The following is a 9,810-nucleotide window of genomic DNA, read 5'->3' as shown; positions in this document are numbered from 1 at the left end:
CCCAGCTCCTGCAAGGCGAAGCGGGCTTGGAACAGAGCATAACTCCTGGTCGGTATATGATCACTCAGGTCGCAACACCTAATGACGCAAGCGGCTACACGTTCTTGAACTTTCCCTTCCGCCGCAGATGCTCCAACACAAACTGGGCCCGACAGATAACTCCAATCGCTAGGTGACCCAAAACACCAATTCAGAGGGAACCGCATCCGCGCCATTAACATTTGTTACATCCTGAGGGCATGCCGACATGACCGCCATGCAATCCACTTCCGCTCTGAAGGTCACGAGATCTCGGGGACGTGCCTGGGGCGGCAGCCACCCGAAACTGCCGGAAGTGCTAACCGGTATGTTCATCCAGATATTGAACGGGCTCGGGATTTCCGGAGCCGAGAGTCCCACGGCCTTTAGCGCCATTCGGAGATTGTCGGTGCAATTGTCGTGGTAGCCCTCTACGCCCAGTTGACGATAGCGCTCCAGGTCACATGCAGCGATCAGCGTATCGTGGACGCCCGGCGAGGTGTCCTCGACGAGCGTGAGCAAGGGGCGCCGCCGATTGCTCACCAGGCCGTCGCCAGGGCGAGGGATCGTGCGGCCGAGTGCCGTTCTCAGGTGTTCCATCGACAGGAACTCATGGAAATCCCGCGCATTGAAGGCCCAGAAATCGCAAACCTGGGTGCCACTGGGGTTCCGGATATTCAGGTGTTGCCCCGCGTCGAGACGCACTGCGCGCCCCTGCCGGGCAGGTATCGCGTATTCCCGACCGCGCTCGGCGATTGCGCCTGTGGAAATTGGCTGCGTAATGGTGTCGTTGAGCCCATCGGGCTCGCCGGGCTCGAAGCCGACCTCGATCTGCATTGTGCCCTACCTCGATTATTGGCTGGCGCTTCGTGAAACCGTTCAACTCACGCTGCGGCGACTACATGAGCGCTCGTGGGGCGCCAGGATGCGACGTACTCACTGCCCACCTCCGGGCCCAACGAGTCGAGGGCGTGCCGAGGCGTATGAACTATTAGCGCAGTCCCCTGCGAGGTCTCCAGGTGAAGATTCACATTGGCGCCCACGAACTCCTCTCCGACAAGGCGACAGGGCACCCCGTCACCAGAGCGTGAGAGTTCCATGCAGTCGGCGGAAACGATCAAGTCGACGTTAGCCCCCCTTTGGAACGACGCGCCTTCAGGGGCTGGAGCCTGAAAGAGACCATCCCCCGTCTCCACGGCCAGCTCCCCCGCGTCGGCTTCAGCGACCTTTCCGGAGAAGATATTGTTCGCGCCGAGGAACTCCGCCACGAAGCGCGAGCGCGGGCGATCGTAGACGTCCCTGCAACGGCCCTCCTGCTCAACCCGTCCGCCGTTCATGATCACCACGCGGTCAGCGAGCGCAAATGCCTCTGAGTGGCTGTGAGTGACCAGGATGAAGGTGATGCCAAGCTCGCGCTGGAGCCGACTGATGACACCCTGCATCCGCACCGTGAGGCTTGCATCGAGTGCACTGAAGGGCTCGTCGAGGAGCAGCATAGGCGGCTCCGTTACAAGTGCCCGCGCCAATGCCACCCGCTGGCGTTGGCCGCCGGAAAGCTGATCGATGTCGCGCCCGGCAAGGTGGCCAATCTCCATTCGGTCCAGCCAGTGCTGCGCCCGGCGTCTGCGCTCGGTTTTCGCAATGCGGCGCATTCGTAGCCCGAACTCCACGTTCTCGATGACGGTGAGAAAGGGAAACAGCGCGAGCGACTGCCAGACCATCGGGGCATCGCGCTCGAAGGCGGAGACGTCGTTCATGCGCCGGCCTCCTATGCGGATCTCGCCATCGCTAGGCGTCTCGAGCCCCGCGAGCATACGCAGCAGCGTCGTTTTCCCGCAGCCGCTACTGCCCATGATCGCCAGAAACTCGCCGTTGTCTATCTGGAGGTTGACGTCATCGACGACCGGCGCAGAGCCGAATCGCTTGGTAATGTTCTTGATCTCGACAAATGGAGTGCTCATCGCGGAATCCTCTCGACTTGAGCCAGCTTCAGGGCTGCGCGCGGACCTACGTATTGATTGGCTGCTTGCACCCGCTTCGCATGTATACGAGCTGGGCGATGACCACGAGCACGATCGACATGCTGAAGACGATACTTCCGATGGCGTTGATTCGGGGGCTGACCGTGCCCTGCAGCGTTTGAAGAATTGCCACCGGCACGGTCTCGTTCAGCCCGGCGACGAACCAGGCAATGGCGAACTCATCGAAGGATACGGCCATTGTCAGGCACCAGGCGGATACCAGCGCCGGTGCCGCGAACGGCACCACGACGCTTGCCATCGTCCGCCAACGGCTGGCGCCGAGGTTCCACGCCGCCTCCTCGAGGGCTGGGTCCATCTGCGAGAGCCGTATGCGGATGAGCGCCATCGCGAACGGCGTGCAGAGCACAATGTGGGAGATCATCACCGAATGCAGGTGTCCGGCGAGGGACACTCGGGAGAGAAAGGCAAGCATTGCCAGGCCGAAAATCACCAACGGCACCGTGGGCGGCAACAGCGCCAGGGCGAGATAGACCTTCTTACCGACGAAGTCGAAGCGAAAATCCGTGTACGCGGCGCCGAAGCCGAGCACCGTGGCGACCGTGCCGGAGACGAGCGACACGACAATGCTGTTGCGGAACGCCTGCCTGACGCCGGAGTCGGCGAGGATCTCCCGATACCATTCGAATGAGAGGCCACCCAACGGCAGCGTCGGGAAGCGATCGGCGTTGAGCGAGAACACGAAGCTCGCCACGATCGGCGTAAAAACGAACACGTACACCAGCAGCACGTAGACCCACAACGAGTCACGGAGCAACCTGTTTGCGTATGTCATTTGATTCCCCTCCGCCGGTAGGCAAAGCCGAGCGCCAGAGAGACCATGGTGAGTAGCGTCACGATCATGGTGATCGCGACCACCGCCGCCCGGGGCCACTGCTGACCGGATTTGGTGAGATCGGTGATGAGGATGCTCAGCGTCGGCGGATTGCCGCCACCCAGGTACGTGGGACTGACGAAATCACCGAACGAGAGGATGAAGGTGAAGACGGCCGCCACGATGATCCCTACACGCGCGGCGGGAATAACGACTGAGAACACTGTTCGCCAGGGCGGACAGCGAAGGTTGTGCGCGGCTTCGACCAGAGTGCGATCCACGTTGCCGAGACTCATCAGCTGAATGAGCACGGCGAGGGGCAGGCACAGGGTGAGATACCCCACAAGCGTGCCGGCACCCGTGTTCAACACGGTGACCGGGCTGATGCCGATGCTCTCGAGTGCGGCGTTCAGCACACCCTGATCGGAGAGGATCGCCATCCACGAGTAGATACGAACCAGGTAGCTGGTGAAAAAGGGAGTAACGAGCAGCAGCACCCCCAGCCGCCTTACCGCCGGGGAGGCGCGAAAGGCCAGCGCATAGGCGCAGGGAAATGCCACGAGGGTTGTCACGACCGAAGAGCTGAGCGCCAGCCCGAGGGTTCGGCCATAGGTGTCCCAGAAGTGCGGCGTTCCGTAGACCTTGAACCAGTTGCTGATGCTGAAATCCGGCTGCAGACGGTAGTTGTGGACCACCCAGAAGGTCAGCACCAACAGAAAGACAAGCGGCAGAACGAAGAACAGCGTCTGCCAGACCAACGGCGGTAACGACCAGAGCGCCCGATAGGCCGTATTGCTGGCACGCTTGCGCCAGTCATGTCGACCCTGACGATGCGCCGGCGCGAGAGCCGCGTGGGCGCTATCAATTGACAAGTTCATTTTCGACTCCACCCACCAGGGTCTGCGCCCCGCCGTGTTCAACGGGGCTGCAGCGCGTTAGCCCTCAGAGGTTCTTGTAAGAAGACCAGGCTTCGTTCCAGGTCTCGATGGACTGCTGCACGGGCAAACGCCGAGGTGTGATCCGCCCCTCCCGCAGCAGCGTGAGCGCATTGCGCGCGCCGAAGACCATGCCCTGACGCTTGGCCTCGTCGGGATTGACGCGATTGAGCGCCTCCCACCCGCTTCGCGTGGGCAATAGCGCTGGGTAGGCCTTCATGGTGGCCGTGCGCACCTGCCCCTCGGGGGACGTCATGTACTGGATAAACTGCTTGGCGAGCTCCGGATTGGAAGCGTTGCGCGCAATGGACAGCGACTCCGTCCACTGCAGACCGCCCTCTTCGGGGATGGCGGTATCAACGTTGGCACCGTCGCGCTGGAGGACCCCGGTGATCCAGTCACCTATGCCGGGTACGGCAGCCACCTGCCCGGACCGAAGAGAGCCGAGTACGCCGCCGTAGTCGAAGTAACCGGCCACCTGCGGTTTCAGTGTTCGGGTGCGCGCCGCGACCGCCTCCCAGGTGGGCTGGTCGATATCGAAGGGTGCCGGGTTACCCTCGTAGAGGCTGATGCAGCCGTAGTTGGGGAGATACCAGTCGAAGTGCCCCAGACGGCCCCTGAGCTTGTCCGCCCACATCGCCGCGTAGCTGCTCGCCTCACTTGCACTCAACACATCCCGGTTATAGGACAGGCCAAGATAGCCGAAGCGCAGCATCACCGAGTAAAGATCCCCTTCATGCCAGTGCGCGGGGTACTCCTGGAATTCGGCGAAATAGTCGTCGAAGGGGTAGTCCGAGGGGTCCAGACGCTCGACATAGTTGGCGATCCGAAGCTGCTCGACGAACTCCGCATCGCTCAGGATGACGTCGTAAGTGCCGGGCGGGGACTGCGCGAGAAGAGCGAGCATTTGATCGCCACCGACGTAGTATTTCGCCCGGACCTTGACGTTGTACTTCTCCTCGAAGGCGCCGATGACCTCGGGTTCTGCATGGCCATACCAGGAGAGCATGGTCAGCTCGTTGCGAGCACGAGCCATCCCGAAGGGCAACATGGCCGCGGCCCCCGCCGCGGCACTCCACTGCAGGAAGCGCCGGCGGCTGACACCGCCGCTGTGTTGGTCTTTGCTGCTGTCGGTTGAAAACATGTCCGCTCCTCCTCTTGCGTCGAGCATGTAGTGCGTTCAGCTCTTCAACAGATCCGCCCAGCGGCGGACGAGGTAGTTGTGCTCATCCATTACCGAATCCCAGACGATCACGCGGCTCATGCGAGCCTCGTACCCGCCCCCCTCGTGCATCTCCCCTTCGCGCACGATCCGCTCTCCATAGGGATCAAAGAGGTCTTCACCGGCGGGTTTGCCCTCGTACCAGTAGTGCCACTCCGCCTCGGAGAGGTACTGGCGAACGGACGCCGGATTCGACATATAGGCACCGTTACGGGTCATGACTGCACCCGGGTATCCGGAGAGCCACCAGTTGAGGTACTCGTAGGCGGCGTCGAGCTGGCGCCCCTCGAGGCATCGCGACAGCGAGAGACCGCCGTACCAGCCGCGGTAGCCCTCGCGGGGTGTGGCCATTCCCACCGGCACCCCACTGCGGCGCAGACGCACGAAGCCCTGCCACCACATGCTCGCGATATTGGCCGCGCCACTGGTGAGAAGCTCGGCAGCCTCGGCCTCGGTAGCCCAAAAGCGGTGGAAATGCCCGGCGCGCTTGAAGCGGATCAGCGTCTCGACGAGCTCGTCGATCTCTTCGACGCTGAGGTTGCCCGGATCCTCGAAGTCGCATAGCCCCGCCGCCTGCACGGCCAGCACAGCGTCCAGGGCACCGATTGCGGGGTCGCTCTGCAACGCGACCGCGCCTGCGTTCGCCTCGTCCAGCAGGGCAGCCCAGCTCAGCGGCTCTAGCTGGTCACGGGGCAGCAAGTGGGCAAAGGAGTCGGCATTGTGAACCGTCGGCAACATGCTGATCCGCCCGGTCTCGTAAGCGCCGAGCTCGCCGTCGTGTTGCACGTAGAGACGATCCGCCGGGTTGCCGCCGGTTGCCCGCGGGAGTTCCTCCGAGAGGCGTCCGCGCTTTGGCAGGGCGTTGATTTCGTCCCATCGGGCGATACGCGCGAGGTCGATGGGCTGTATCGAGCGCGTCGGCCAGATGAGATCGACGTTGTGAAACCACTGGTCGTAGACATCGAATGCCTCCGGTTCGAGCGCGGCGATTCGTTGCGACGTGGTGCCGTCGTGAATGACGTACTCGAGCTCGATCCCCAGATCAGCGGCCGCACGCGCCCGAATCGGCTCCAGAAGGCTGACCGAAGTCCCGAGCACCCTGAGCCGCACCGGGCCTGCGTGAACGGCCGGCGCTCGAGTGCGCCCCTCCATCTGTCCCCCCTCGCCCATGGCGCTCACTGCTCCATGCTCCGGACCGGGCGACGGGAGCCAGCGGTCGCGCCCGCCACCCGGGCCGGGAACGCGCTGTCAACGCTGGGGCAGCGGGTGGCAAATTCATCCGCGATGTCCTCGAACGTGCAAAACTCGACTCCGGGGTGACTCAGCATGTGCTGGATGAGCCGCTCCTGCATAAGCAGAACCTGAGGCCTCCCAGAGACATCGGGGTGGAGGGTCATCGGGAACACGGCGTAGTCGCACTCCCGGTACACCCAGTCGAACTGCTCGCGCCAGAGCTCCTCAATTTGCCGGGGACTGATGAAGCCGTGGCTATTCGCCTGGGCCTTCACGAACATCATTGGCACCTCGTCATCCAGGTACCAATTGGCGGGGATCTCGATGAGCTCGGTTCGCTTGCCACGCACCAGCGGACGCATCCAGGTCTCGGCCGGCTGGCTATAGTCGATTTTCGTCCAGCGATCGCCGGTGCGCAGGTAATAAGGCTGGAAGTCGTGGTGCATCATGCTGTGGTCGTAGCGAATGCCGCGCTCGATGAGCAGATCGGCGGTGGCATTGCTGAACTCCCACCAGGGCGCGACGTGGCCCCGCGGGCGTTTGCCCGAGAACTGCTTCACGAGCTCGATACACCGGTCGAGCACGGCCGCTTCCTGATCACGCGTCATCTCCAGCGGGTTCTCGTGGCTGTAGCCATGGAGGCCGATCTCGTGGCCCGCGGCGACGATAGCCTCGACCTGCTCGGGAAAGGTCTCGATGGAGTGACCGGGGATGAACCAGCTCGCCTTGATGCCGTAACGCGCGAACAGGTTCAGGAGCCGGGGCGCTCCCACCTCACCGGCGAACAGCCCCCGCGAGATGTCGCACGGTGAGTCCTCGCCCCCGTAAGTCCCGAGCCAACCGGCGACGGCATCGAAATCTACACCATATGCACAGAGAATACGCTTAGTCATTTTTCGAGCTCCTGAGGAAAGTACCGGCTCAGCGAAGTACGCCAGAGACCCGCCTCCGCGATGGCCGCCTCCAGACCTAGCGCGCTGGCAAGCACACGCACGTCCTGGCCGGCCGGGGCGGAGAGCAGGCAACTGATGGGGAGGCCGTGGCGGGCATCGAGGCCACAGGGCAAGGCAACGCCGGGGAGGTCAAGGAGGCTGCCAACCATGCAGTTTCGCAGCACCCTAGCGTTCGTGTTATGGGCCCGCTCCGGATCGCTCGCCAAAGCGTTCATCGACGGCGGCAGGCAGCCGACGGTGGGAAAGAGCACCAGTGCGCCCCCGAGCTCGTGTGCGAGGGTCCGCGACGCCTGCTCACGCACGCGCTGTATCGCGACCAGATCACTACCTGTCTGCGCGCCCCCCTCTTTCAGGCGTCGCGCCACCAGCGGATCGATACTGGATTCAGTAGCCCGCCCGAGGAGATCGCGGTGGAGGACGTAGGCCTCCGCGGCGGTGATCGTGCCGTGTGCGGCAATGACGTCGTAGGCTTGCTCGAGCCCACGCAGGGGGCGTCGAATGACGCGAACTCCCCGAGCCCTGAGCGCCTCCACGGTGTTGTCGAATCCCTCCATCACCGGGGCGTCGGTACCCCAGGAAAGAACATTCGTCGGCACCACCACCTCAACACCCTCGACCGATGGGGCATGGGGCGACAGGGGCAAGCGACCGCGCAGGGCCTGGTCGACGATGACACAATCGCGGACCATCGGCGCCAGCACCCCGACCCGATCCAGTGTCCGGGAAAGCGGATAGACGCCGCCCTGCGGATAGCGCCCGGCACTCGGCTTGAATCCCACCAGTGCATTGAACGCCGCCGGCACACGCACGGAACCCGAAGTATCCGTTCCGATAGCGACAGGCACGCTCCCGGCGGACACGGCGACAGCGGATCCCGAAGAGGAGCCACCGGGCACGAGCGCCTCGTTCCCGGCCCACGGATTGGCTGGAGTACCGAAGTGCGGGTTGATGCCGAGCCCGCTGAAAGCGAACTCCGAGAGATTCGTCTTGCCAACGCAGACCATGCCAGCAATGCCAAGCCGCTGAACCGCTTCGGCATCTTCGGTGGCCGGCGCTGCGCGCTTGCGTGATGCCGAGCCTGCCGTCGTCGGCGTGCCGCCCACGTCAAAGACATCCTTCCAGGCCACCGGGATCCCGTCGAGCAACCCGCGCGAGCGCCCACGCCTGTGACGCGCACCGCTTCGGGCGGCCTCTCGGCGCGCACGCTCCACCGGGATAGCGAGGTACACCGCATCGAGCTCAGGTGCTCCGGCGCGCTCTACCGCGCGCTCCAGCAGCACCTCGGGTGTCACCTCGCCCGCCCGCAACCGCGCTGCGAGCGCCTCGAGCACGCCTCGGCGGTGCCCAGGGGGCGGTGGGTCAGTACTGATTGCAGTGGCTTCACGCATCCGGGGTCTCCTCCGAAGGTGGCCCATGTGGCCAGCCATCGTAGGCAAGCATACAAAAATGACTAGCGTATGCAAGGTGTGTTTTTGTAATTGCTGATAAATGGATATAATCCAACGGAAGTCATAACTGGGCCGACCCCACGGACAGCGGGGCGCGCGCCCGGAGGAATGGAGACCGACAGTGGGCTCACGGCATGAGTCGGGCACACCCCGCTACAAGGTGATCCGCGACGCCCTCGGCGTGTCGATTCGCGGTGGTCGCGTACCAGAGGGGCTTGTGATCATCGAGAAACCGATCGCCGAGATCTTCGGCACGAGCCGCGCGCCTGTGCGCCGAGCGCTAGCGGAGCTACACGACGAGGGCCTGCTCCATCGCTTCGAAGGGCGGGGGTACCTCATCGGGTCCCACTCGTCTATCGAGCCGATCCGCCGCCGTCTTGATGCCAGAACACTCGGGCTCGAGACCAATACGCAGCTGGCCGGCGATTCGCCAGCGCTGGCCGACCGCATTCAGGACGAGGTTCAGCAGGTGCTTGCCACCGCGATGGCCTTTGGGCAGTTCAGGGTCCAGGCCGTCGAGCTCGCCAACCACTATGAGGTCAGCCGCACCGTTGCCCGCGAGGTGTTGATGCGGCTAAAAGACCGCAGAATTGTCGGCAAGGACGCGAGCGGGCACTGGGTGGTCGGTCCACTCACGGCACGCGCCATGCGCGAAGACTACGAGATCAGGCAGCTGCTTGAGCCTGTAGCCCTAAAAGGGTCGGCTCCACACCTTCCTCACGATGAGCTCGTCGCGATGCGTGCTCGCCTGGAGCAAGCAATGGACGACGAGGCCGCACCGCCGATATCGCTGCTTCGCGAGATCGAGCGTGACCTCCACGAGAGGTGCCTGGGCTTCCACGACAACGAGCGATTGCGTGCCATCATCCGCCATAGCCAGCTGCCGCTTGTCGTCAACCACGTCTTCTTTACCGTCGTAGGGCGTGCCAGGGAGAGCCCGGCACTGGCTGAGCATGTGCTGGTCATTGAGCATCTTCTGCGCAATGCGGTGACAGCGGCCGCAGCGAGTCTGGAAGCACACCTCGAAGCCGCCGCAGAGAGAACACGTCAACGCCTCAAGGCCCTCGCCGTGTTCCCGGAACCCGAGCTCCCCGACTACCTGATCCGTGTTAGTTAATGGCTGCGCTCGATCCCGGCTGGGCGCCGGC

Annotated in this window: 9 protein-coding genes; 1 reads left to right on the top strand and 8 read right to left on the bottom strand. The window is 63.6% G+C overall.

Annotation, left to right across the window (positions count from 1 at the left end):
- Nucleotides 1–168: 168 nt before the first annotated feature.
- The 8 genes from ACPEES_RS10105 to ACPEES_RS10070 all read right to left on the bottom strand — a co-directional run bounded on the left by ACPEES_RS10105 (nt 169) and on the right by ACPEES_RS10070 (nt 8,602).
- Nucleotides 169–855 (bottom strand): DUF1989 domain-containing protein, encoded by a 687-nt coding sequence (locus ACPEES_RS10105; protein WP_435103347.1) that lies wholly within the window; start codon nt 853–855, stop codon nt 169–171.
- Nucleotides 856–902: 47 nt separating this feature from the next.
- Complete coding sequence (locus ACPEES_RS10100) at nt 903–1,979, bottom strand: ABC transporter ATP-binding protein (protein WP_435103346.1); 1,077 nt, start codon at nt 1,977–1,979, stop codon at nt 903–905.
- 46 nt (nt 1,980–2,025) lie between these two features.
- The gene (locus ACPEES_RS10095) at nt 2,026–2,832 is read right to left on the bottom strand and encodes an ABC transporter permease (protein ID WP_435103345.1); all 807 of its coding nucleotides are present in this window, start codon (nt 2,830–2,832) and stop codon (nt 2,026–2,028) included.
- A complete protein-coding gene (locus tag ACPEES_RS10090) occupies nt 2,829–3,749 on the bottom strand; it encodes an ABC transporter permease (RefSeq protein ID WP_435103344.1) in 921 nt (306 codons plus the stop codon). Before ACPEES_RS10090 ends, ACPEES_RS10095 begins: the two co-directional genes overlap by 4 nt.
- 64 nt (nt 3,750–3,813) lie before the next feature.
- Entirely contained in the window at nt 3,814–4,950 is a 1,137-nt protein-coding gene (locus ACPEES_RS10085) for a polyamine ABC transporter substrate-binding protein (protein ID WP_435103343.1), read from the bottom strand.
- Between the two features lie 36 nt (nt 4,951–4,986).
- Complete coding sequence (locus ACPEES_RS10080) at nt 4,987–6,198, bottom strand: ABC transporter substrate-binding protein (RefSeq protein ID WP_435103350.1); 1,212 nt, start codon at nt 6,196–6,198, stop codon at nt 4,987–4,989.
- A 5-nt stretch (nt 6,199–6,203) separates the two neighbouring features.
- A complete protein-coding gene (locus ACPEES_RS10075) occupies nt 6,204–7,154 on the bottom strand; it encodes a polysaccharide deacetylase family protein (protein ID WP_435103342.1) in 951 nt (316 codons plus the stop codon).
- Complete coding sequence (locus tag ACPEES_RS10070; protein WP_435103341.1) at nt 7,151–8,602, bottom strand: amidase family protein; 1,452 nt, start codon at nt 8,600–8,602, stop codon at nt 7,151–7,153. The genes ACPEES_RS10075 and ACPEES_RS10070 overlap by 4 nt, the downstream gene beginning before the upstream one ends.
- Nucleotides 8,603–8,783: 181 nt before the next feature.
- Here ACPEES_RS10070 and ACPEES_RS10065 point away from each other — a divergent pair, with 181 nt between their 5' ends.
- Nucleotides 8,784–9,779, top strand: coding sequence for a GntR family transcriptional regulator (locus tag ACPEES_RS10065; protein ID WP_435103340.1), 996 nt, complete (start codon nt 8,784–8,786; stop codon nt 9,777–9,779).
- The last annotated feature ends 31 nt before the right edge of the window (nt 9,780–9,810 follow it).

Source organism: Arhodomonas sp. AD133 (assembly GCF_051195215.1).
Taxonomy (GTDB): Bacteria; Pseudomonadota; Gammaproteobacteria; order Nitrococcales; family Nitrococcaceae; genus Arhodomonas.
Note: the sequence above shows the minus strand (reverse complement) of the source record. Positions and strands in the feature narration are given on the sequence as shown.

Excerpts from the sequence above, each read along its gene's own strand:
- ACPEES_RS10080 (WP_435103350.1), bottom strand. The coding sequence starts at position 6,198 with ATGGGCGAGGGGGGACAGATGGAGGGGCGCACTCGAGCGCCGGCCGTT.
- ACPEES_RS10090 (WP_435103344.1), bottom strand. The coding sequence starts at position 3,749 with ATGAACTTGTCAATTGATAGCGCCCACGCGGCTCTCGCGCCGGCGCAT.
- ACPEES_RS10085 (WP_435103343.1), bottom strand. The coding sequence starts at position 4,950 with ATGTTTTCAACCGACAGCAGCAAAGACCAACACAGCGGCGGTGTCAGC.
- ACPEES_RS10105 (WP_435103347.1), bottom strand. The coding sequence starts at position 855 with ATGCAGATCGAGGTCGGCTTCGAGCCCGGCGAGCCCGATGGGCTCAAC.
- ACPEES_RS10070 (WP_435103341.1), bottom strand. The coding sequence starts at position 8,602 with ATGCGTGAAGCCACTGCAATCAGTACTGACCCACCGCCCCCTGGGCAC.
- ACPEES_RS10100 (WP_435103346.1), bottom strand. The coding sequence starts at position 1,979 with ATGAGCACTCCATTTGTCGAGATCAAGAACATTACCAAGCGATTCGGC.
- ACPEES_RS10075 (WP_435103342.1), bottom strand. The coding sequence starts at position 7,154 with ATGACTAAGCGTATTCTCTGTGCATATGGTGTAGATTTCGATGCCGTC.
- ACPEES_RS10095 (WP_435103345.1), bottom strand. The coding sequence starts at position 2,832 with ATGACATACGCAAACAGGTTGCTCCGTGACTCGTTGTGGGTCTACGTG.